At 45.6% G+C, this 23,786-nt stretch carries 21 protein-coding genes, 1 tRNA gene and 1 other annotated feature; of the genes, 6 read left to right on the top strand and 16 right to left on the bottom strand.

Going from position 1 to position 23,786, the window contains the following annotated elements; genetic code table 11:
- Positions 1–9: 9 nt before the first annotated feature.
- From M3200_RS00600 to M3200_RS00570, 7 genes are all read right to left on the bottom strand, one after another.
- Complete coding sequence (locus M3200_RS00600) at positions 10–294, bottom strand: NYN domain-containing protein (protein ID WP_022381603.1); 285 nt, start codon at positions 292–294, stop codon at positions 10–12.
- 3 nt (positions 295–297) lie between these two features.
- Positions 298–1,179: a 23S rRNA (guanosine(2251)-2'-O)-methyltransferase RlmB gene (gene rlmB, locus M3200_RS00595; RefSeq protein WP_288178057.1), complete on the bottom strand. Its 882-nt coding sequence runs from the start codon at positions 1,177–1,179 to the stop codon at positions 298–300.
- Positions 1,166–1,543, bottom strand: a complete 378-nt coding sequence (locus M3200_RS00590; protein ID WP_022381601.1) for a Mini-ribonuclease 3 — start codon at positions 1,541–1,543, stop codon at positions 1,166–1,168. The genes rlmB and M3200_RS00590 overlap by 14 nt, the downstream gene beginning before the upstream one ends.
- 82 nt (positions 1,544–1,625) lie before the next feature.
- Positions 1,626–3,071, bottom strand: coding sequence for a cysteine--tRNA ligase (gene cysS, locus M3200_RS00585; RefSeq protein ID WP_022381600.1), 1,446 nt, complete (start codon positions 3,069–3,071; stop codon positions 1,626–1,628).
- Positions 3,072–3,756: 685 nt separating this feature from the next.
- Positions 3,757–4,128, bottom strand: a complete 372-nt coding sequence (locus M3200_RS00580) for a P-II family nitrogen regulator (protein ID WP_022381599.1) — start codon at positions 4,126–4,128, stop codon at positions 3,757–3,759.
- 10 nt (positions 4,129–4,138) lie between these two features.
- On the bottom strand, positions 4,139–5,443 hold the full coding sequence (locus M3200_RS00575) for an ammonium transporter (protein WP_022381598.1): 1,305 nt from the start codon (positions 5,441–5,443) through the stop codon (positions 4,139–4,141).
- Positions 5,444–5,758: 315 nt separating this feature from the next.
- A complete protein-coding gene (locus M3200_RS00570; RefSeq protein WP_022381597.1) occupies positions 5,759–6,517 on the bottom strand; it encodes an NAD-dependent protein deacylase in 759 nt (252 codons plus the stop codon).
- Between the two features lie 158 nt (positions 6,518–6,675).
- On the opposite strand from M3200_RS00570, the gene M3200_RS00565 reads away from it, so the two are divergent.
- The gene (locus tag M3200_RS00565) at positions 6,676–7,239 is read left to right on the top strand and encodes a hypothetical protein (protein ID WP_022381596.1); all 564 of its coding nucleotides are present in this window, start codon (positions 6,676–6,678) and stop codon (positions 7,237–7,239) included.
- A 58-nt stretch (positions 7,240–7,297) separates the two neighbouring features.
- Here the strand turns inward: M3200_RS00565 and citC are convergent, their stop codons facing one another.
- The 3 genes from citC to M3200_RS00550 all read right to left on the bottom strand — a co-directional run bounded on the left by citC (position 7,298) and on the right by M3200_RS00550 (position 12,767).
- Entirely contained in the window at positions 7,298–8,386 is a 1,089-nt protein-coding gene (citC, locus tag M3200_RS00560) for a [citrate (pro-3S)-lyase] ligase (protein WP_022381595.1), read from the bottom strand.
- A gap of 220 nt (positions 8,387–8,606) precedes the next feature.
- A complete protein-coding gene (locus M3200_RS00555; protein ID WP_022381594.1) occupies positions 8,607–9,944 on the bottom strand; it encodes a bifunctional folylpolyglutamate synthase/dihydrofolate synthase in 1,338 nt (445 codons plus the stop codon).
- A gap of 165 nt (positions 9,945–10,109) precedes the next feature.
- Positions 10,110–12,767 (bottom strand): valine--tRNA ligase, encoded by a 2,658-nt coding sequence (locus M3200_RS00550; RefSeq protein WP_022381593.1) that lies wholly within the window; start codon positions 12,765–12,767, stop codon positions 10,110–10,112.
- A gap of 42 nt (positions 12,768–12,809) precedes the next feature.
- Positions 12,810–13,000: a binding site (T-box leader), on the bottom strand.
- A 378-nt stretch (positions 13,001–13,378) separates the two neighbouring features.
- On the opposite strand from M3200_RS00550, the gene M3200_RS00545 reads away from it, so the two are divergent.
- The 3 genes from M3200_RS00545 to ptsP all read left to right on the top strand — a co-directional run bounded on the left by M3200_RS00545 (position 13,379) and on the right by ptsP (position 16,556).
- Positions 13,379–14,062: a TVP38/TMEM64 family protein gene (locus M3200_RS00545; RefSeq protein ID WP_022381592.1), complete on the top strand. Its 684-nt coding sequence runs from the start codon at positions 13,379–13,381 to the stop codon at positions 14,060–14,062.
- Positions 14,063–14,319: 257 nt separating this feature from the next.
- On the top strand, positions 14,320–14,895 hold the full coding sequence (locus M3200_RS00540) for a cob(I)yrinic acid a,c-diamide adenosyltransferase (RefSeq protein WP_022381591.1): 576 nt from the start codon (positions 14,320–14,322) through the stop codon (positions 14,893–14,895).
- Between the two features lie 32 nt (positions 14,896–14,927).
- The gene (gene ptsP, locus M3200_RS00535; RefSeq protein WP_022381590.1) at positions 14,928–16,556 is read left to right on the top strand and encodes a phosphoenolpyruvate--protein phosphotransferase; all 1,629 of its coding nucleotides are present in this window, start codon (positions 14,928–14,930) and stop codon (positions 16,554–16,556) included.
- A 112-nt stretch (positions 16,557–16,668) separates the two neighbouring features.
- On the opposite strand, the gene trpS is transcribed toward ptsP, so the two are convergent.
- The 4 genes from trpS to sppA all read right to left on the bottom strand — a co-directional run bounded on the left by trpS (position 16,669) and on the right by sppA (position 21,432).
- A complete protein-coding gene (trpS, locus tag M3200_RS00530; protein WP_022381589.1) occupies positions 16,669–17,664 on the bottom strand; it encodes a tryptophan--tRNA ligase in 996 nt (331 codons plus the stop codon).
- A gap of 131 nt (positions 17,665–17,795) precedes the next feature.
- Entirely contained in the window at positions 17,796–19,622 is a 1,827-nt protein-coding gene (gene glmS, locus M3200_RS00525; RefSeq protein WP_022381588.1) for a glutamine--fructose-6-phosphate transaminase (isomerizing), read from the bottom strand.
- 259 nt (positions 19,623–19,881) lie between these two features.
- Positions 19,882–20,472 (bottom strand): YIP1 family protein, encoded by a 591-nt coding sequence (locus tag M3200_RS00520; protein WP_022381587.1) that lies wholly within the window; start codon positions 20,470–20,472, stop codon positions 19,882–19,884.
- Positions 20,473–20,481: 9 nt separating this feature from the next.
- Complete coding sequence (sppA, locus tag M3200_RS00515; RefSeq protein ID WP_022381586.1) at positions 20,482–21,432, bottom strand: signal peptide peptidase SppA; 951 nt, start codon at positions 21,430–21,432, stop codon at positions 20,482–20,484.
- Positions 21,433–21,575: 143 nt separating this feature from the next.
- Here sppA and M3200_RS00510 point away from each other — a divergent pair, with 143 nt between their 5' ends.
- Together M3200_RS00510 and M3200_RS00505 are read left to right on the top strand one after the other, a co-directional pair.
- Positions 21,576–22,286, top strand: a complete 711-nt coding sequence (locus tag M3200_RS00510) for an AzlC family ABC transporter permease (protein ID WP_022381585.1) — start codon at positions 21,576–21,578, stop codon at positions 22,284–22,286.
- A complete protein-coding gene (locus M3200_RS00505) occupies positions 22,283–22,621 on the top strand; it encodes a branched-chain amino acid transporter permease (RefSeq protein ID WP_022381584.1) in 339 nt (112 codons plus the stop codon). Before M3200_RS00510 ends, M3200_RS00505 begins: the two co-directional genes overlap by 4 nt.
- 59 nt (positions 22,622–22,680) lie before the next feature.
- Here M3200_RS00505 and M3200_RS00500 read toward each other — a convergent pair.
- Positions 22,681–22,756 (bottom strand) — tRNA-Glu (locus tag M3200_RS00500).
- Between the two features lie 99 nt (positions 22,757–22,855).
- On the bottom strand, positions 22,856–23,641 hold the full coding sequence (locus M3200_RS00495; RefSeq protein WP_022381582.1) for a type III pantothenate kinase: 786 nt from the start codon (positions 23,639–23,641) through the stop codon (positions 22,856–22,858).
- Positions 23,642–23,786: the final 145 nt, after the last annotated feature.

Below are 23,786 nucleotides of genomic sequence, written 5' to 3'. Positions count from 1 at the left end.
GCCGGGTGTTCAACTTATTATTGCAATTCGGGATTCCTTTTCTATATAGCTGTCTGCTGTCATCCTGCTCGGAGTAAAGACAATGGCAAAAGAATCCGACAATACTTCCTTCTTCACTTTTGTCGATGTGCCCATGCCATCAAACACAACAATCATTTCTATATTGTTATGGGCTCCGTAATCCTGAAGAAGGTCGATCAGCTTTTTCCGGCTGGATTCCAGATCATCTCTGCCAAATACATCCGGCACCCAGAATATCACATTATATCCATCAACCAGATAGAGATCTCTCATGATTTAATTCCTCTGTTTTACCGCCTCATACAGCAATAAAGCCGCCGCCACGGAAACGTTCAGTGACGAGACCTTTCCTTTCATGGGGATACGGACACAGAAATCACACATCCTGCGCGTAAGAGGACTCATCCCTTTTCCTTCCGCGCCCATGACAATGACAAGAGGCCCTTTGAGGTTGGCTTCATAATACAAGCTTTCCCCGTCCATGTCTGTTCCCACAACCCAGAAACCTTTTTCTTTCAGATACTTCAACGTCTGCTGTATGTTGCCGATCCTGCAGACAGGAAGATATGCGAAAGCGCCTGCTGCTGTTTTCATAGCGGCTGCTGTGACAGGAGAGCTTTTATGATTCGGCAGAAGCACACAGGCAGCACCGGCGCATTCAGCTGTGCGGACAATGGCGCCTAAATTCCTGACATCCTCCACTCCATCAAGAAGAATGAAAATCGGATCCTTTCCTTCCCATTTCTTAATGACAGCGTTCATATCCTGATACTCATAAGGGAAGAGAAGCGCAGCGATTCCCTGATGGACAACACCGCCGGACATGGAGTCAAGTTCTTCTTCCTCCACTTCCTTTATCGGAACAGCACGTGATTTTGCTTCTTCAAGGATTTCCTGAAGCCTTTCATCATGTCTGCCGCTTTTAAGATAGATCTGCCTGACCTTTCCGGCACGCAGAAATTCCATGACACTGTTTCTTCCGTATGTCACAAGGGAAGTATCAATGTCGTGCTTTCTTTCTCCCCTGTGCTGGGCGGGATTTCTCCTTTTTGCCTGCATGCTCTTCGGACGCTTTTCGTTTCTGCCTGTGTCTTTGTTCTGCTTATACGAGGAATCTTTTTCCCTGGTTGTATGAGATGCTCTTTTATCCTTCATCATTCATTTCCTCCGCTAAAAAGCGCAGTCCCCTGGCCATGATAAAATTCTGTCGTTCCGTCTGGCCCGAAAGATACAGATAACCGATCAGAGCTTCAAAAGCTGTCGATTCTCGATATTCCTCGACAGTTGCACTCTTCGGCACATTGGAATGTGTATTTCTTGCACGTTTGCAGACCTTGAGCTCCCTGTCTGACAGAAGTTCCATGATATCAAAGAGGATACGGCTCTGCCATTTGGCCGATACCATTTCAGAGGCCAGGCTGTTTAAAATTTGAACATTATAAATTCCTGTATCAATCAAAGCTTTCCTGATGAAGAAAGACCAGCATACGTCGCCGATATAAGCCAGTGTCAGCGCATCCATGGAAAAAACCTCCTGCTCACTAAGAGCAGGAGATGCCTTTCCTATTTTGCGCGTCATCTGTTTTTTTAAAAAGAGGACTCTTTTAAACTCCACGTTTTTTCCACCTTGCTCCCGTCGGAGTATCTTCAATCACAATACCGATTTCGCCAAGCTTGTCGCGGATTTCATCAGCAATCTGATACTGTTTGGCTTTTCTTGCCGACTGTCTGATTTCAAGAAGAACATTCATGAGATCATTATAGTCTTTGTCGTCATAGGCTTCTTCTTTCTTCCATTCCTTTTCCAGAATGCCAAGGACGTCGAGAATTGTCTTGAATGTCTGTCCTGCTTTATCGGCAGCTTCCTTGTTGAATACAGTGCCTGCATGTACTTCGTTGTAATATACATTGATTGCCTTTGCCAGTTCAAACATGGCACCGGTTGTGAGGCCTGTATTGAAGTCATCATCCATGGCTTCATGGAATACCTTCATGGCATGGTCTGCTGCTTCAGCAAGTTTCCTGGAAGCTTCTGTTTCCTCGCTGCCTTCCATGGAGGACATTTCCTTGATGCGGGCAATGACATCTTTCAGCTTGTCCATATTCTTTTCTGCTTCTTCCAGACGGTCATCGGAGAAGTCAAGCGGGCTTCTGTAATGAGTAGACAGGAGGAAGAAACGGAGAGCATCTCCGGAATACTTTTCAAGGACATCCTTCACAAGGAAGAAGTTGTTGAGAGACTTGCTCATCTTTTCAGAATTAATGGTAATAAATCCATTGTGCAGCCAGTAATTTACGAAATGGCAGCCTGTGCATCCTTCGGACTGGGCAATTTCATTTTCATGGTGCGGGAAAATAAGATCGGATCCGCCGCCATGGAAATCAATGGTATTTCCCAGGTAATGGGTAGACATGGCAGAGCATTCAATATGCCAGCCTGGTCTTCCCTTGCCCCACGGGCTTTCCCAGAACGGTTCACCCGGCTTTGCTGCCTTCCAAAGGGCAAAGTCGCCCGGGTTTCTCTTTTCATCGTTGACTTCAATGCGGGCGCCGGCGAGCATATCTTCCACTTTTCTTCCGGACAATTTGCCATAGTCCTTGAATGTGGAAATGTCATAATAAACATCGCCGCCTAAAACATAGGCATGTCCGTTTTTGATCAGTTCTTCCACCATATGAATGATATCATCCATATGATCGGAAACTCTTGGATAAACGTCTGCACGGCGTACATGCAGCGCATCCATGACCTTGAAGTATGCATCAATGTAACGGTCGGAAATTGTCTTCCAGTCGGTGCCTTCTGCATTCGCTTTATTGATGATCTTATCATCGACATCCGTGAAATTCTGTACGAATTTTACTTTGTAGCCGATGTATTCAAGATAACGGCGGATGATATCCCATGTAACTGCCGGACGCGCATTTCCGATATGCGGATGATTGTATGGCGTTACTCCGCAGACATAAATCTTGACTTCGCCAGGAGTGATCGGCTTGAAAACTTCTTTCTCCTTTGTCAGTGTGTTATAAACTTTGATTTCTTCCATAAAAATTCCTCCAATGACTATTTGGAATCCGCAGCCCTTAATACCAGTGAGACACTGCTTTCTTTTAATTGAACTGTCTGCCAGCTTCCATTAAAAAACCACCGCCTCACAGAGACGGTGGCCCGTTATCCACTCTGTCGGCATAAGCCGCTCAAAATGTTTTTATCGCAAACATACGGAAAAGGATACTACGTTTCCCCTTTTCAGCTCACAAATGCATTTCGCTCCGTTTAATCAAGACAGTTTCACCGATTCCTGTCCTCTCTGTATGACAAACCTGAGGTACTTCTTTTGTTCATCGCCCATATGACTTTTTTAAATAAGCATCCACAGCTGACCTGGCTTTTGACCCCACACTCGCCTGCTGGAGCTTTCGCTACCCGGTGTTCCCTCTCACTCTCACTACTAACCCTCTCGGTTTACCGGCAGGACTTACTTCTAAACCGCACCATGCTCAGCAGAAATTTTTTCTGCGTTACGTGGATCGTTTTGGCTGCGACTGCCATCGATTTTCAGCCACAGACCTGTGATGCTTATTTATCATTATAGATGCAATACGCCAAAGCTGTCAACAGCAAAAGAGGGATAAGATACGACAATACAGACGAATCGTCAATTCCCTTTTTCCGTGCTGAAAATGACATCAAATATGCCGATTGAGGAATAAATAAATTTGTCCGCGTTCCTAGGCCTTATCATCGATAATGGCTGCGCCGCCTCTTTCTCCTGTACGTATTTTGACCGCTGTATACAATTCAGAGACGAAAATCTTTCCATCCCCGACATGCCCTGTATTGCAGACGCCGCGGATGGTATCAATCAATGTATCAAGCGGTGTTTCGTAGATGACGATTTCCACTTTGATTTTGGGAAGAAGATTCACATAGAGTACGCTTCCTCTATAAATTTCCTCCTGCCCTCTGGTGAGTCCGCACCCATAGACTTCGGTCACTGTAATTCCAGTAACACCAATTTCGTAAAGCTTGTCTTTTAATTCTTCCAGTTTTTCCGGACGAATCACTGCATCTACCTTGTATATCTTCTTTTCTTCACTCATAGCAGGCTCCTTATAACTTGAAATAAGCACGTTCGCCATGGTCGATCAGGTCAAGCCCCTGTGCTTCTTCGGAAGCCGTCGCACGGATTTGCATGAATGCGCCAAGAATCTTCAGAATTAATACGGTCATGACAACGGCAACGATAATCCCTGTAACAATTCCTGTAATCTGCGGAATCATCTGGGCCGGATTTCCATAAAGAAGTCCGTCAGCCCCGGCAGGATTGACTGCCTTCGTGCAGAATACGCCAGTCATTAATGCACCCCATACGCCGCCTGCACCATGGCAGCCAAATGCATCAAGCGTATCATCATACCCAAGTTTTGCCTTTACATAGGAAACAAAGAAATAGCAGACAAGAGGAGTTGTTATGCCGATCAGGAAAGAGGCCGAAGCATCTACGAATCCGGCTGCCGGCGTAATACCTACCAGCCCGGTCAGGATGCCAGTCATAAGGCCCAGTGCCGTCATCTTTTTATGAAGGATCTGTTCAATCAGCACCCAGACCAATCCGGCCGTGCAGGAAGCAATGCCCGTGTTGGCCAGAGCCTGCGCCATGACATCCGATGCATTGAGAGCTGCACCGGAGTTGAATCCAAACCAGCCAAGCCATAAGAAACTGCCGCCAAGGCATACATAGGGGATATTATGAGGATGCATGGTCAGGATTCCGTATCCTCTTCTCTTTCCAATGATAACAGCAGCAGCCAGTGCGGAGAAGCCTGATGTTACATGGATAACCGTTCCACCAGCAAAATCAAGTCCGCCCATATCGCGGATTAGGCCACCCACGCCCCAGACCATGTGGGCCATCGGATCATAAACCAGAGTCCCCCAAAGAAGGACAAACAGGCAGTAAGCAGGAAATCTCATTCTTTCAGCAATTCCGCCGCTTATGATTGCCGGTGTCAGGATAGCAAATGCCATCTGGAACAAGGCGAAGAGTATATGCGGAATCGTTTCAGAATACTCCGGTTCGGCTGCCATGCCTACATTCTTGAAGAATGCCCAGTCAAGATTCCCGATAATACCTCCGACATCCGGTCCGAAAGACAGGGAATACCCGTAGAGGAACCACTGTACGGTGAAGATAGCCAGGCATATCATGGGCATCATGATCGTATTGATTGTATTCTTTCTTCTTACGAGGCCGCCATAAAAAAATCCCAGCGCCGGCGTCATGATCAGGACCAGAAGCGCAGCTATTGCTACGTAAGCAGTGTCTGCCCCATTCAGGGCGTTTTCTCCATCTGCTGCCAGAGCAGCGCCTGGTGTCATTAAGAGAAATGACAGGGGTAAAAGATACTTTTTCATATATAGATTCCCTCCAATAAAAAAATCATGACGCAGTCTTCGTCATGACATCTTTGCCATCTATAAAATTATTCATTATCCGGATTTTACTCACTGTCGATAACCCGTATGCACATATGCTTTATAGTTTCTTTCATTCTTAGAAGCAGTTCCACAAAAAATGAATGTTATCACAATTCCCACCTCCCAAAAGTCAAAGGCCCGCATACGTATCGTATGCGGGCCTCATCACCATATGTAAAATTATGTTTCTAATTATAGCCTGCCTTTTTTCAAAAAACAAGCCCATATCATAAATTCAATATCCTTCCGCAATCATTCTCCCCTGAGAATCCTGACAGTATTTCCCAGGACTTCCCCTATATTATCACGGAAGACAAGATCAGCAGCGTTATCTTTGGATGTAGCATCCCTGTTGATAATGACCAGTGCATCCCCACTGAACTCATTGATAAATCCTGCGGCAGGATAAACGGCAAGACTGGTTCCCCCGATGATCAGCATATCCGCGCCGCGTATGAGCCATACAGCATCATCTATGGCATTGATATCGAGCGACTCTTCATAAAGCACTATATCCGGCTTTATGATGCCGCCGCAGTCGCAATGCGGCACTGGATTTGAGCGGGAGATGAATTCAGGAAGATCATACCGCTTTCTGCACTTTTCGCAGGTATTGTGAAGCGTGGAGCCGTGAAGTTCCACTACATTCCTGCTCCCTGCTTTCTGATGGAGCCCGTCAATATTCTGAGTGACGACACCGGAAAGTTTTCCCATCTTCTCAAGCTCTGCCAATGCCCTGTGCGCCGCATTAGGCTTCGCATGGCTGATTGTTTCCGCCATTTTCTTGTACATAGTGAAAAACAAATCCGGATGCTCCCTGTAAAAATGGTGGGAAAGCATTTCTTCCGGAGACCATTTCTCGCTTACCTTCTGATAATACAATCCGTTCTTGCCGCGAAAATCCGGGATTGCAGATTCCGTAGAAACACCTGCTCCGCCAAAGAAAACAATATGCTGGTGGTCCTTTATCATCTCAGCCAGCTTTTCAATACTGCTATTCTCTTCAGCCATTTCCCCTCTCTCCTCTCTTACATGATAAATTTGAAAGTCTTATCCGGGCAGCCTTTCCCCTGGATTATACTTCTCAAAGCATTGACACACGGCGTTCTTTGTTCTATTGTTTATTATAATTCAAAACTTTAAAGCCTGCATTTTAAGGAGGGTTCTTTATGTGTCAGTTAACGTTAGCAAAAGCAAAGGAAATACTGCCGAAATACACGACAGAGGATCATCTTTTCACTCATGCAGCTGCCGTCAGTGCTGCTATGGGCGCTATGGCTGCCATCTACGGCGGTGACAAGGATCACTGGGAAGCAATCGGTTATCTTCACGATGTAGACTATGAAAAATACCCGAATGAGCACTGCCATCATGTCAGGGAATTCCTGGCCCCCGAAGGTGTCGATGAGGATGATATCAAGACAATCATTTCTCATGGATATGGATTATGCACGGATGAAGTCATTCCGACGACTGACATTGAAAAAAGTCTCTTTACGGTAGATGAATTGACCGGTGTCGTCCATGCATACGCCCTCATGCGTCCTGAAGGCATTACAGGCATGGATGTCAAAGGCCTGAAGAAAAAATTCAAGGATAAAAGATTTGCTGCCGGATGCAATCGTGACGTCATCAAGAAAGGCTTTGAGATGCTCGGCCTTGACCAGAATGTTGTCATGCAGGCCTGCATTGACGGCATGACTGAGCACAAGGATGAACTCGGATTGAAATAATCTGAATAGATAATAAAAAGGAGAGCCCGAAAGAGCCTTCCTTTTTTATTGACCAATATTACTTTTCTTTTTCCGGTTCTGTTTTCTTTGCCGCTTCTTCTGCTTCCATCTTCTTGATCTTGTCCATCATCTTGATGCGGCGTATGACTTCCTGTCCTGCATCACTCTTCAGATAAACAAGCGTCGTCTTTGGAACCATGCGGTATACCGTTTCCCAGTCATCTTCGGCAAGTGCCTTTCTGACGGTGGAAGCAGATACGATCTGATTTCCCTTCTGCTCTCTGGGGATTTCCTTCAGCTCGATGCCGCTTTCGTTGAACACTTCTTTCATTGCCTTATTATAAGCAAGTGTTGTTTTATCTGTCGGTTCTTCCCCGACAAATCTGACGCTGATGTTGAGGGCCGGAGCAATCCTGGTTGCAAAAACTGTTGCATCCAGCTTTGTCTGGGCAGCGAGTTCATCGGTGCCCTTAATGAAGTATGTCGGGAATGTAGCATTGGAAATAATATAATCTCCGCCGCTGATGACTTCTACGCCCTTCATATCCCTTACGCCCTGCTTGAGAAGGGAAAATCTGTCGGAGAATGGGAATACGCTCCTGTCTTCCCTGACAGCAAAGATGATGACTTCATCGCAGTTGTTATGAGCATATTCGACAAGGCTCCTGTGGCCTAATGTGAAAGGATTGCAGTTCATGACAATAGCGCCGCGGTTCTTGCCTTCGCCGGAGCCAAGGATGGCGCGTACCCTCCCCAGGTAATCCTCCAGTGTATCCGTGCCATGTTCAAGAAGCGCTGCATATGGTTCAGCGACAGCGACGCATTTGAATCCCATATGCTCAAAGACCGGTACATTGGCCGGTTTTGTGAAAATCTGATTTCCCGTAATTCCGCGGCGGTATGATTCTCCCTGAAGGTTGCGGATGATTCTTCTTGTCAGCCCCTTCTTCTGGTAATCTTTGCTGATGGCAATATCACGCATGACTCTGCCGCCGAGTGAGCCTGTCCCGATCAGCTTTCCGTCCTCAAAAAGTCCCATCGTATAATCGATATTGCCTGTAAAGGTAAGTCCAAATCCATTTAAAAATTCTATGACTGCAGCCTTTTCATCTGGATTCGTTAAGAAGATTTCACGTTCTGTAATCATTTGACAGCTCCTTTATTTGAAATAATACTCGACATATCATAACAAGAGTATACTATTTACTATTTTTATATAAGTATTATAGCACATAAGCGAATCAGCGGCAAGATAATGATGATTATTTATCATTTGATGATTACTAAATCAAATATGTGTATTTTGATGGATATGCAAAAAAGCTGTGAAAATGATTGTTCATTTTCACAGCTTTTTATTGCGGTCATTATTTAGTCTCTTCTGCAGCGGATGCTTCTTTTTCCTCAATGAAGCGGATTGCATCTCCCAGGATATACAGGGATCCGCAGATCATGACGATATCGTTTTCACCAGCGGCCGCGGCAGCGTCGGAAAGTGCTTCATCTACACTGTGTTCTGCCTTGAACTCAGCTTTGATTTTCTGTGATTCAAGCATGGTTCCGATTTCTTCTGCCTTGCGTGTTCTCGGTGTTGGTGCTTCACATGCAAATACCATATCACCCTTGCGTACCAGGAGCTGGAGAACGGTTTCCGTATCTTTATCTGCCAGGGAGGCAAATACGAAAATTCTGCGTTTTCCAGGATACTGTTCATCCAAAGCTTCGCCAAGAGCTTCTGCGCCTGCCGGGTTATGGGCGCCGTCCATGACATAGGTAACACCCTTGACATCATGGATTTCGAAGCGTCCCTTCCACTGGCTTCTTGCCAGGCCTTCTCTCAAGTCATTTTCATTGATGCGGTCATCCTGCTTCATGACAACAGAAATTGCCATTGTGGCAACGGCTGCATTGACAGCCTGATGCGCACCGACAAAAGGAACGTAAAGCAGACTCTTTTCCAGTTCCTTCGGCATGTCTTTTCTCTTGACGACAACAACCTGTCCGTTTTTCCATTTGCTTCTGGAATCAATTTCAAAGTCTCTTCCGTAGAAGTAGATTCTGGAGCCCTTTTCGTGAGCTTCTTTCTTGAGTTTCTTCAAGGCAACATGCTGCGCAGCGGTAACTACAGGGATTCCCGTCTTGATAATGCCGGCTTTCTGATGGGCGATTTCTTCCAGGGTATTTCCCAGATACTTCATGTGATCCATTGCCACATTCGTAATGATTGAGACGACTGGAAGAATGACATTGGTGGAGTCATAAAGTCCTCCCATGCCCACTTCGACAACCGCATAATCCACCTTTTCTTCGCGGAAGATCCAGAAGGCCATCGCTGTCAGCAGTTCAAACTCAGTCGGAGCTTCAACGCCTTCAGCAATAACTTGATCGGCAGCTTCTTTGACAACAGTAGCCGCTTTTGCAAAAGTTTCCTTTGTCACGTCGTGGCCGCCTACATAGATGCGTTCCGTGTAGTCAATCAGGTGCGGTGACACATATCTGCCTATTTTCAGCTGTGCATTTTCCAGAACGCTGGTAATCATGGCAACAACGCTGCCCTTGCCATTTGTTCCTGTTACATGGATTGTTCTGTAAGCTGTTTCCGGATGTCCAAGCTTTTCCAGAATTGCCTGAATACGTTCAAGACCCGGCTTGATGCCGAAAGAAGCAGCCTGTTCCAAGTAAGTTACTGATTCCTGATAATTCATCGATTCTCCTTTTCCGGCCGTGGATCTGACTCATCCCTTCCGGATTGAAATAAATAAAGTCGAAAGAAAATCATTGCCTGCTGTAATGCTTTATTCTCCCTGGATAAGACACCATAATACTGCCAGTCGGTATTCCCAAGAGGCAGTGTCAGTGTCAATCATTGATTAAAGGTTTTCAAGGAAGGCAAGGCGTTCATTCAAAGATTTCATCTTTTCTTCGAATTCAGCCAGTTTGTCCTGTTCCTTCTTTACAACATCTTCCGGAGCTTTGGCCAGGAATCCCTTGTTATTGAGCTTGCCGGATGTTCTGGCAATTTCCTTTTCAAGAGATGCTTTGCTCTTCTCGATTCTTTCCTTTTCCTTGGCAGTATCAATCAGGCCCTTCAGTTCCAGATAGATTTCCATGCCTGTAACGACTGCAGTCAGCGCATTTTCAGGCTTGTCTGCATCTGCCGGCAGGATATCCATGGTTTCAACATGAGCCAGTTTTTCGAAGTATCCCTTATTCTCTTCAAGGCACTTCTTCAGGTCATCACGAAGGACAACATTCTGGATATGGCACTGCTTGTTTGGCGCTACATTTGCTTCGGCACGCATATTGCGGATTGCTTTGATGGCATCCATAATGCGGTCAAACTGTTCCGATTCAACCGGGAATCTTAAGTTTTCATCAGCCTTCGGCCATGGAGCTCTTGCCAGTGTTTCTCCTTCATGCGGCAGATGCTGCCAGAGGTGTTCTGTAATGAACGGCATGAACGGATGCAGCAGGGCAAGCATGCGTGTCAATGTATAAACAAGGACATACTGCGTGACTTTTCTGTCATCATTGTGTTCGCCATAGAGACGGGCTTTTGCAGTTTCAATGTACCAGTCGCAGAAATAGTTCCATGCGAAATTGTAAATGCTGTCAGCAGCTTCACCCAGTTCGAATTTGTCAAGGTTATTGCTTACATAATCTTCTGTATAAGCAAGGCGGTCAAGAATCCATTTGTCTGCCAGTGTCAGCTGGTCTTTGGACGGGACGAAATCCTTGTCATAGTCATCCAGGTTCATCAGTGTGAACTTTGTTGCGTTCCAGAGCTTGTTGGCAAAGTTTCTATTTCCTTCTACTCTCTCATAGTAGAAGCGCATATCATTGCCCGGTGTGTTTCCGGTAACGAGGGTAAAGCGCAGTGCATCAGCGCCGTACTTCTCAATGACTTCAAGCGGATCGATGCCGTTGCCAAGGGATTTGGACATCTTTCTACCCTGGGAATCCCTGACCAGACCGTGAATGAATACGTACTTGAACGGAATCTCATGCATGAATTCCATAGACATGAACATCATTCTGGCAACCCAGAAGAAAATGATGTCATAACCGGTGACCATCGTGGATGTCGGATACCACTGCTTGAGAACCGGTGTCTGTTCCGGCCAGCCCATTGTTGAGAATGGCCAGAGTGCAGAGGAGAACCAGGTATCAAGGACATCCGGATCCTGATGAATATGTTCGCTTCCGCATTTCGGGCACTTTGTCAGATCCGTGCGGGATGCGCTTACTTCGCCGCAGTCATCACAGTACCATACCGGAATTCTGTGACCCCACCAGAGCTGTCTGGAAATGCACCAGTCATGGATGTTTTCAAGCCACTGAATGTATGTCTTGGAGAAGCGTTCCGGAACAAACTTTGTTTTGCCGGATGTAACGGCTTCCATGGCAGGGCCGGCAAGCGGTTTCATCTTGACGAACCACTGCTTGGTTGTCATCGGTTCTACGATCGTCTTGCAGCGGGAGCAGTGTCCGACAGCATGCTTTGTTTCTTCAATCTTTACCTGAAGACCGGCATCCTTCAGATCCTGAACGATGGCTTTTCTGGCTTCATAACGGTCCATGCCGTTGTACTTGCCGGCCTTTTCGTTCATCGTGCCGTCCTTGTTCATGATGATGATGGTCTCAAGATTGTGGCGGCTTCCCACCTCAAAGTCGTTCGGGTCATGCGCCGGAGTAATCTTGACGCAGCCTGTGCCGTATGCCATATCTACATAATCATCAGCAATGATCGGAATTTCACGGTCTGTTGTCGGAAGTTTTACCTTCTTGCCTACAAGATGGGCATATCTTTCATCATTTGGATTGACAGCAACGGCTGTATCCCCCGGGATTGTTTCAGGACGTGTCGTTGCAATCTGGACATATCCGTCTTCACCGACGATCGGGTAATTGAAATACCAAAGATGTCCGACTTCATCCTCATGTTCTACTTCGATATCAGAAAGGGCAGTCTGGCATCTCGGGCACCAGTTTGTAATTCTGAATCCCTGATAAATCAGGCCCTTTTCATATAAGGATAAGAAAACTTCCCTTACCGCACGTGCACAGACATCATCCATCGTGAAACGTTCTCTCTGCCAGTCGCAGGAAGAACCCAGTCTTCTGATCTGAAGGCCGATACGGTTTCCAAACTTCTCTTTCCACTGCCAAACGCGTTCCAGGAATTTTTCACGGCCGAGATCATACTTGCTGAGGCCTTCTTCAGCAATCTGCTTTTCTACCTTAACCTGAGTTGCTATGCCGGCATGATCCTTGCCCGGCAGCCAGAGAACGTTATATCCCTGCATTCTCTTGTAACGGATAAGGATATCCTGCAGTGTGTTATCAAGGGCATGTCCCATGTGAAGCTGGCCGGTAACGTTCGGCGGCGGAAGAACGATGCTGTACGGTTCTTTCTCCGGATCCGGTTCATCATGAAAAACGCCATGATCTTCCCAATACTGATACCAACCCTGTTCAATTTCGCTTGGATCATACTTGTCCAGCTTTTGATCTTTTAAATCGGCCATGTTTTTCAACTCCTGTTAAAATAAAAAAACTCTTCCATCCATCTATAGGACGAAAGAGTGCTTCCGCGGTACCACCTAAATAATCATTAAGAAATGATCTCTCATTAGCGCGTAACGTGCGCGGCGGACTTAGAGTCAGCTCCGGGGTGACTTATCGATTCTTTCCTGCCATTTTCCAGCACCAATGGCTCTCTGTAAAGAAATCCACGACTTCTTCCCTTCACAGCTTTTATATATGGTATATAATAGCAGGATTTATTTCTTTATGCAAGAATATTCTTATCATGAGAAAAGGAATAAAATAATGGATATCTCTTCCTTCCAGCAGAAAAATACTGCTTAAATCATTTACATAGATACCTATGTAAATTGGAAACTCCGTCTCTGATGTAATATAATATATAAGTGGTGTAATAGTTTTGCAAAGTATTTTTCAATAACTGACTATTCCTGCTAAACATATAATACAAGTTTTTTCATATCTTGCCAGTCATATGCCGATACATCACTTCAGGCTTTCAGAACAAGCCTGAGGCAAAGCGGCACTTATCTTATTTTATCAGACTGGCAAATCAGAACTGTCCTCTACAAATACAGCATAAGGATAAACCATGATCGATAAACTTAAGAAGGTTCTTGGACTTATCGGACTGATCCTAATCTGCGCGGTATCGTTTTTCATTGTGAAAACCTACTACCCCGAATTTTACTATCATACGGTATCTCTAACGATGGCTGGTGACATTAATGGCCTGTCAAAATATATAACATCCTTTGGCTACGGAGCATTTGCCGTAAGTCTGGGGCTGCTTGTTTTTTGCAACATTTTTTGCATTCCAACCATCCCATTTTTGACAATTAACGGTGCATTATTCGGACTGATTCCAGGACTTCTTGTCTCTTATCTTGGCGAGGTCATCGGAATAGAGCTGAGCTTCCACATAGGACGCGTATTCTTCAGAAAAGAAGCACGTGAATTTATCGAACAGAAACACATGCTTACCAAGCTGGACAAATACGGCAGCGTGAAGAATATGGCTCTGGCAAGATCCATTCCTTACTCTCCTAATATTCTGATCACTGCGCTTGCTGTTCTCAGCAAGCTTTCCATCAAAGAACATTTAAAGGCAACTCTGATTGGGAAGATTCCCTCTGTCCTGATTGAAGTTCTCCTGGGACATGACTTGATTTATTTCTCCAAGCATGGCGACAGATTTGTACTTATGCTGCTTCTTGTTATTGGTATTTGTGCTGTACACCGCTGGCATAAGAAAAGACATTGTGACGAAGTTTAATTAGAAAGGCCTGCTTTTTTGCGGGCCTTTTTTAGACGATGAAATATTTCACTCCAATTACTGATAAGGATAAAAATGCATCTTTCAGAAATTAGACGAAAAATTTTCATAGGTATTGTATAATATTCATAGATTCATATCAGACTTATAGGATTAAGCTTGATCAATAAGCTTAAATCATAGTTGAATCATATTACTCTGCCAGATTGGCCTAAGCACGGCCGATTTCCAGATTTGCTTGAAAAGGAGGGCTTCTCATGAAAGGCTACATTCAAGTATATACAGGTGATGGCAAGGGAAAAACGACAGCTGCCATTGGCCTGGCAATCCGCTCCATCGGAGCCGGGCATCGTGTATGCATTATCCAGTTCATGAAGTCATTGGCCTATTCAGAACAGAAAATTCTGAAATCGCTTCCCGGAATTACACTGATCACTCTCGGCAAACCTTACTTTATTGCAAAAGAAGGCATGCTGACTGAAGAAGAAATTAAAGCATGGGGAGACAAGGTCACGATTTATCCGGCAGGAAATCCGCCCGCTGAATACCGTGCGCTCATTCTGAAAGGCATTGACGAAGCAGTGAAAGCTGTCTCTGATGGCTATGATCTTGTCATCCTCGATGAATACAATATGGCATGCTGGTATGACCTGGCCACAGATGAAGATACAAAGCGGATTCTTTCTGCACGAAAGCCAAATGTCGAGCTTGTCTTTACCGGAAGGAATGTTCCGAAACTGATTCTGGACTCTGCTGACCTGATTACTGAAATGAAGAAAATCAGGCATTACTACGATAAGGGTGTTATAGGACGCGAAGGCATAGAGGACTGACAACAGCTCTGCCAAAGAAAGGATTGAAAAGTATGTTAAAAATTAGTGGTAAAAGTATTTCGGGAATGGTAACCATCGGACCTTTGAAAATTTTCCGTCATCAGGAATTTGATATCGTTCAGACCACGGTAGACCGCCCTGAAACTGAAGTGGCTCGTTTTGATTCTGCAAGAAACACAGCATGTGCCAAAATGGAGCAGTTCTATCAGGAAGCCGTATCCCATGTAGGTCTGGACAACGCCTTCATTTTCAAGGTCTATCAGCATATGCTGACAAGTTCTTCCTTTATTGATTCCATCCGCTCTATTATCAGAAACCAGAGCGTCAACGCAGAATATGCGATCGGACAGGCTGAGCAGAACTTTATCCAGATTTACAGCGCTGGCTCGGATACCTACATGCAGGCTCATGTTTCTGACATGAGGGAAGTTTCCCGTATTCTTCTGCGCGTACTCCGCCAGAAGAAGGTCCTTTTCTCCACCGATGAACCATGCATTCTCTATGCTGACGACCTGACACCAAGTGAAACCATACAGATGGATACCAGCAAGATCTTGGGCTTCGTCACAAAAGAAGGCACACCGACATCTCATACGGCCATCCTTGCCCGCGCTCTGGGTGTTCCTGCCATTGTAGCTACTGGCGAAGATGTAGACTATGCTTATGATGGAAAGACCGCTGTTATAGACGGCTTCTCCGGGACAGTTTATCTTGAACCGACACCAGGTGTGCTTTCTGTCATGAAAGAAAAACAGGATCAGAGCATAAGACTCAAACAGCTCCTGCAGGAGCTCAAAGGCGTCCCGAGTGAAACGAAAGACGGACGCAGGATTGAAGTCGCTGCCAACGTCTCCTCTGCCGCCGATCTGGCTGCTGTCCTTAAGAACGACGCTGAAGGCATCGGTCTTTTCCGCAGTGAATTCATTTACATGGGAAGAGATACCCTTCCAAGCGAAGAAGAACAGTTCAACATTTACAAACTTGCTGTTGAAACGATGACTGGTAAGCGCGTCATCATCCGTACCCTTGATATCGGCGGCGACAAAGATGCCTCTGCCTTCCATCTTCCTAAAGAAGAAAACCCGGCTCTGGGCATGAGAGCTATCCGTATTTCCCTTAAAAGGCCGGAAATATTCAAGACACAGCTTCGCGCTATTCTCCGTGCCAGCGCATTCGGCAAGATTGCAATCATGTTCCCGCTCATCACTTCGGTATGGGAAGTATGGAAAGCAAAGGAAATCCTGGATGAGGTCAAACTGGATCTGGATAAGAAAGGCATTGCCTATGACCATCAGATCCAGATCGGCATCATGATTGAAACTCCGGCCGCCGCTCTCATCAGCGACAAGCTGGCTAAGGAAGTCGACTTCTTCTCGATCGGTACCAATGACCTTTCCCAGTACACGCTCGTTGTAGACCGTTCAAGCCGCGTCCTTTCTGATTTCTTCAACCCCCATCATCCGGCTGTCCTCAAGCTGATTCAGATGACCATCGACAACGGCCATAAAGCAGGCATCTGGGTAGGCATGTGCGGTGAATTGAGTTCTGACCTTTCCATCACGGAAACATTCCTCAGAATGGGCATTGATGAATTCTCCGTTGCCCCCTACTCCGTTCTTCCGCTCCGCCAGCAGATCCGTTCCATCGATCTTTCAAAATAATATAAAAGGAAGCATGCCAGACGGCATGCTTCCTTTTTTCATATGATGATCTGCATACGCAAAAGGGCCTGTGGCGAAATGACTGCACATTTCGTCACAGACCCTTTTTTTCTTATTTACGGTACAGACCCATGGCATGAATGGCCTTGTTATAGGTAATGCTTGCTCTTGCATGCGCTTTTGCTGCGCCTTCATCAAGAATGGAATCCAGTTCCGGGCTACCCATCAATTCTTTATAGCGGCTCAGGATCGGGCTCATCTGATCGACAATGAGATCGATCAGGTCTTTCTTGAACACGCCGTAGCCCTGTCCTTCATACATCTTCTCGATTTCTTCGAAGTTCTTGCCCGAGAAAGCGGAATGGATGCTCATCAGGTTGGAAACGCCGGGCTGGTTTTCCTTGTCATAATGAACGTGTCCGATAGAGTCGGTCACTGCTCTCTTGATCTTCTTTGTAATAACGTCCGGTTCATCAAGCATATGAATGGTAGCCCATTCGTTGTCATCCGATTTGCTCATCTTCTTTGTCGGTTCCTGAAGGCTCATGACACGTGCGCCTCCTTCAGGAGCCCACATTTCCGGCAGCGTGAAGACTTCACCGTATTTACGGTTGAATCTTTCTGCCAGGTCTCTTGTGATTTCCATATGCTGGCGCTGGTCATCGCCTACCGGCACGAATGTTGCCTGATAAAGCAGTATATCAGCTGCCATCAGCGGAGGATAGGTCAAAAGTCCAAGAGGGATAAAGCCGTTCTTCTTCTCCTGTTTCTGCGCTTTGGACTTATATTGAGTCATTCTTTCCATTTCGCCTACATAGGTGCTGCAGATCATCATCCATCCGAGAAGGGCATGTTCCGGCACTTCAGACTGAACAAAAATTGTTGCTTTTTTCGGATCCAGTCCTGCTGCAATATATAATGCTGCCAGGTTTCTTGTTCTTTCATGAAGAAGCTTTGGATCCTGCGGGACTGTGATCGCATGCTGATTTACAATGCAGTAGAAGCATTCTGCCTTATCCTGGAACGGAATAAAATTCTTCAATGCCCCAAGATAATTTCCCAGTGTAAGGTCGCCGCTGGGCTGAATTCCGGAAAAAATAACATCCATAACGATGCCTCCTTATGATATTTGATGTTCGATTTGGTTATAATGGGTGACTGACAAAATATCCATAAATGAAAAGATTGCCAGAAGCAGGGCTCTCCACCTGCCTCTTTGCAATCCAGTCATATTTTCAATTATTCAACCGTTACAGACTTGGCAAGGTTGCGGGGCTTATCTACATTGTTGCCTCTCTTGATGCTGGTGTAGTAAGCCAGAAGCTGCATGGGGATAACGGAAAGGATCGGCGCAATGAAAGGATCCACTCTCGGGATTCTGACAGTTTCCGTCGTGTACTTGCCGATTTCTGCATCATCTTCATAACCGATGCCAAGAACTTCAGCTCCGCGGGCGCGGACTTCTTCGATGTTGCTGTACATCTTCGAGCTGACATTATCCTGTGTAGCTACAGCAATGACAGGTGTATCTTCGGTAATCAGGGCAAGAGTGCCGTGCTTTAATTCTCCGGCTGCATAAGCCTCTGCATGGATATAAGATACTTCCTTCAGTTTTAATGCGCCTTCCATGGCAATCGCATAGTCGATGGAACGTCCCAGATAGAAGATATCGTGAGCCTTGATCAGACGTTCAGCTACTTCTGCCATGTAATCATTTTCCTTCAGTACCTTTTCGATCTGTTTCGGCAGATCTTTCAGGGCATCAGTGATTTCCTTGACAAGTTCCGGCTTTACAGTCTTCCTGAGCTGTCCCATGTACAGCGCAAGGAGAAGAAGCGCTACGAGCTGTGTCGTATATGCCTTGGTGGATGCAACTGCAATTTCCGGACCTGCCATTGTGTAAATGACATTATCAGATTCTCTTGCAATGGAAGAGCTGATGGAATTGGTAACAGCAAGGCTCTTTGCGCCAAGACGCTTTGCTTCTTTCAGGGCTGCCAGTGTATCAATCGTTTCACCGGACTGGCTGACTACGATACAGAGTGTCTTGCTTGTCGTCAAAGGATTGCTGTATCTGTATTCAGATGCAATTTCGACAGAAACCGGGATTCTGACAAAGCGTTCAATGTAATGCTTTGCTACAAGACCTGCATGATAAGCAGTTCCGCATGCTGTGATCAGGATGTGGTCAATATCATCAAAGCAGTCTTCTGTCCAGCCGAGATCCTTGAAGTTTACGGATCCGTCTTTATTAAGATAAATCTGGACTGTATCATGAATAGCCTTCGGCTGTTCATAAATTTCTTTCAGCATGAAATGCGGATAGCCGCCCTTTTCTGCTGCTTCAGCACTCCATGTTACTTCATGGATTTCTTTTGTGATTTCCTTATCATCATGATCATAGAAAGTGATGCTGTCTTTCTTGACAACAGCAAGTTCATAATCATTCATGATGTAAATCTGGCGTGTACGGTTGATGACAGCCGGAATATCGGAAGCAATGAAGTTTTCTCCCTTGCCCAGACCGATAATCAGAGGATTATCCTTCTTCGTGCAGATAATGGTATCCGGATCGGAATCATCCATGAATACCAGACTGTAAGAGCCCTCAATTTTAGCCAGTACTTTTCTGACAGTAGAAAGGAAATTGCCATCATCAAGTTCTTCTGCAAGATGTGCAACAACTTCGGTATCTGTTTCTGACTTGAAAACATGACCTTTTTCAATCAATTCCTTTTTCAGCGTCATGTAATTTTCAATGATACCGTTGTGGACAATGACAAAGTGATTATGGCAGTCGCCGTGAGGATGTGCATTCACATCAGAAGGCTGTCCATGTGTAGCCCAGCGTGTATGACCGATCCCGATATGTCCATGGAGAGGATGTTCCTTAAGAACAGCTTCCAAATTAGCCAGACCGCCTTTCTTCTTTTCGATCTGGATCTTTCCGTTTTCATACACAGCGATACCAGCAGAGTCATAGCCTCTGTATTCAAGACGACGGAGCCCGTCAATTAAAAATTCAGAAGCTTCTCCGCTGCCGACATAACCTACAATACCGCACATAAATGGTATTCCTCCTTACAAGTTTCTTATTAATGTCTATTTTATTTCACTTTTATTTGTTTTTATATGCATCCCTAAAGATGCTCATATTCTGCTTATTATATCACAAAAGCAAAGATTTTAAAATTTATGCAAACTAAATCGCATAGACTGTCAAAATAAGCTTTCACATTACCCGTTCGGGCAGGAGCCAATTCATTTTAACATTAATAAACAAAAAGAAAAGACGCTGAAAGGCAGCATCTTTTCCACCCCGCATTTAAAGCTGGCTCAGCACATTCTCCATGCCTTCCATGCTTTCAAGGGAGCTGATCCCTGCAGCAGCCGTCAGGACGGCAAGAACGGCAAGGAGTACGAATGCAAGGACAAGAAGCGCATACGGCATGACTGCCACAGCAAAGGCTTTTGCCGTGCTGAAACGATAATTTTCACTGATTGCCAGAACGTCGAGATAAAAAGCCCACAGTGAAAGTATAAAGGTTCCTGCGCTGCTGATCTCATTGACGCCGGAGGCGCCGATCAGCATAAAGAATACCGAAAAGCCCAGAGGAAGAGAGGCAGCCATAAAACCGGCTGTGATCCCCTTTGCAGTCCCCATTCCTCCCCACATGCCTGAAATATAATCAATCGCGGCACTGTGGCAAAGTAAGGCTGTACCCATCCCCAGGAAAAGGAGTGCAAACTGAAGGATGAGTCCCGGCCCTTCCCTGAATGCAGAAATCGCCATCAGCAGTACGACGAAAATCCAGAAGAAGAACCCTTCTTTTAATTTTTCACTGTTCGTAATGACTACCATCGCTTTTCTGGGTGATGTAATCAATGAAAATGCAAGATCGAGAAAAGAATTCATAGTTCCTCCTTACTTAACAGACGGAACAGAAGATTCCGAAAGCGCCTTAGTCATATTTTCGGCCATTTCTCTGGCCATGATTTTGCTGACATTCTCTGCCTCGCCGGCAAGGATGCCTTTAAGTGACATTCCATTCGTATACGTTTTGACAGGTACATTTTCTCCGGGAATTCCTCCGCTGCTTGCTGCATAGTTCAGTGCATCATAGTAATTTCCCATAGCATCAACCAGGCCTAAATCCTGTGCTTCCTTGCCTGTCAGGATCCTTCCGTCCGCAATGCTTCTGACCTTGTTCTCATCCATCTTGCGGCCGTCAGCAACTGTCTGCACGAACTGGTTGTAGATATCGTCTACCATCGACTGCAGCATCTGTCTTTCCTCTCCCGTCATCGGGCGGTACATGGAAAGGATATCCTTATGCGCGCCGCTTTTGATCTTTTCATTCTTGACACCGATCTTGTTCATTAAATCCTCGACGTTATTATAGTCCATATAGACACCGATGCTGCCCGTGATCGTTGCAGGAGAAGCAAATATATAATTCCCCTTGCTTGCCAGCCAGTATCCCGCCGATGCGCACATATCCCCCATGGATATGATAATCGGCTTGCCGCTGCTTCTGACCTTGTCCATTTCCTCGGCAATTTCCTGTGTCGCACCGGTCGAACCGCCGGGGCTGTTGATTCTTACAAGAATGGCTTTAGCCTGCGGGTCCTTTCGCGCAGCCTGGAATTGTCTCATCAGATCCTCACTGGAGACGCCTTCAGAACTATTCAGCACAGATTCTGACCCGGCACCGCCGTAAATAGGACCATCGATGCGGATAACTGCCACATATCCTTTTCCCTTGTTCTGGAAGCTCCTGTCCTGCCAGACATTCATGCAGGCAGCCCCCAGAGCAGCTGCAACAAGTAGTATGACTGCAGCTATGACCCATTTTCTCTTGGCGCTTGTATCCATAATTTGCCTCCCCTGATTTCCATTTAATTAAATTATAGCACATTCATGATTATCATCTTAGAAAAAAGGATACTCTCCATATTCCATTGCGCCATCATTTTTGGTAGGATAGGGTATAAATCTCTTATATGGAGGGACTCAATATGACGGAGAGAAATGCAGCGCTTTCTGCTTTCAAAGAAGCACTGCCTTATACGCTGCCGGTTTTTGCCGGCTTCTGGTTCATCGCCTTTGCTTATGGATTTTATATGTATACGCTTGGGTTCAGTTTCCTGTATCCTTTATTTATGGCCATTTTCATATTTGGAGGATCGCTTGAATTCATCACAGTCACGATGCTGCTTTCCCCATTTGCCCCGTGGCAGACATTCATCATTGCCTTCACCGTTCAGGCAAGGCATCTCTTCTATGGTCTTGCTATGCTGGAAAAGTATGAAGGAATGGGCTGGAAAAAGCCCTTCCTCATCTACTGGATGTGCGATGAGACGTTTGCCCTCAATTATTCAGCAACGATTCCAAATGGTATAGACAGAAGCTGGTTCATGTTCTGGGTATCATTTTTAAACTATGTATACTGGGTAAGCGGCGCGGCCATAGGCGGCCTTTTGGGAAACATCATTACCTTCAATACAAAGGGACTGAGCTTTGTCATGACTTCCATGTTCCTTGTCATTTTTCTTGAACAATGGAAGCATGAGAAAAAACATTATACGGCATTGATTGGTCTTTTCTCAAGCATTGTCTGTCTCTATTTCTTCGGCAGCAATTCTTTCATTATCCCGTCCATGGCGCTCATGCTGGGCATCATTACTTTATTCAGGAGACGTATTGAAAAAGCAGGAGGCCTCTTATGACTTCACTTCTCTTTTATGAACAAGTCCTTATTATAGCCATCTGCGCAGGAGCAACGATCCTGACACGTCTCCTCCCCTTCCTCATCTTCAAACCAGGAAGCCGTCTTCCCGGCTATGTCAATTTTCTGGGAAAGACCCTTTCTTCTGCAGTCTTTGCACTTCTTGTCATTTACTGCCTGAAAGATGTCCAGTGGACTGGCGGAAATTACGGCATTCCTGAAATTGCAGGACTCGCCGTGACCACGGCCGTTCATCTATGGAAAGGGCAGATGCTCTTATCCATGGCTGCCGGTACATTATGCTACATGGGACTCGTCCAGTTTGTTTTCATTTAACCCCTTAATCAACTTCAACCACAGCAAAAAAGGAGATGCAGCAGCATCTCCTTTTTATTTGGTGACCGGTATGGGATTCGAACCCATACTCTCTGCGCTGAGAACGCAGCGTCTTAACCGTTTGACTAACCGGCCATGTGCTTGTAATTATAACTGATGTACAGGCAAATTTCAAGGCCTTTTAAGTCTATCAAAACAAGCAAAAAGACGGATGGCATCCATCCGCCTCTCTATTTACTTGCGTCCACCTTCGTTTTTATTCTTTTCGTATAAGATCAGAAGGCCTTTCAATGTCAGCATCGGATCAACGATATCGATCGTGCTGGACGACTTGGCAATCAGTGTTGCCAGTCCGCCGGTCGCAATGACCTTGACATTCTGTTCATTCAGTTCTTCTTTAATCCGTTTTACGATTTCATCAATCTGTCCGACAAATCCGTAATAGATGCCTGCCTGCATAGCGGATACGGTATTGCGGCAAATGATGTTCGGCGTCTTGACGAGTTCGATGCGCGGGAGCTTGGATGCTCTCTGGAACAGAGCTTCCATGGAAATGCCGATGCCCGGTGCGACAGCGCCGCCAAGGTAATTTCCCTTTGTATCGATAACGCAGAATGTCGTTGCTGTTCCCATATCAATGATGATCAGGGGACAGTCATACTCAGCAATGGCTGCTACCGCATTGACAATCCTGTCTGCGCCCAGTTCTTTTGGATTGTCATACAGGATATTCAGTCCCGTCTTGATCCCGGGGCCGACCAAAATCGGCTTTACATGGAAATAGCGGTGAGACATCGTTTCCAGAATAGGAATGATCGGCGGTACGACTGTCGAGATGATGATATCTTCCACGTCATCAAATTCCAGCTGATTCAGGTGGAAAAGCGTACCAAGAAGAGCAACATAACCATCGGCTGTCTGCAGTGTATCCGTCGCTATGCGCCAATTCTTTATTAATTTACGGTCCTTATAGACACCGCATACAATATTCGTATTACCTACATCAAAGGCAAGAAGCATTTCGAATACCCCTCCAAATGATAACCTATGGTTATGACTAAATTTAATATCAAGTGTATAATGCAACAAAGTTAACGTAATGTCAAGACTTGCAAACTATTTTCTTTTCTGCCCCGAATTGCAATAATAAGTTGAACACCCGGCG

The organism is Dialister sp. CAG:357, from assembly GCF_000435155.1.
Classification (GTDB): domain Bacteria; phylum Bacillota; class Negativicutes; order Veillonellales; family Dialisteraceae; genus Dialister; species Dialister hominis.
Note: the sequence above shows the minus strand (reverse complement) of the source record. Positions and strands in the feature narration are given on the sequence as shown.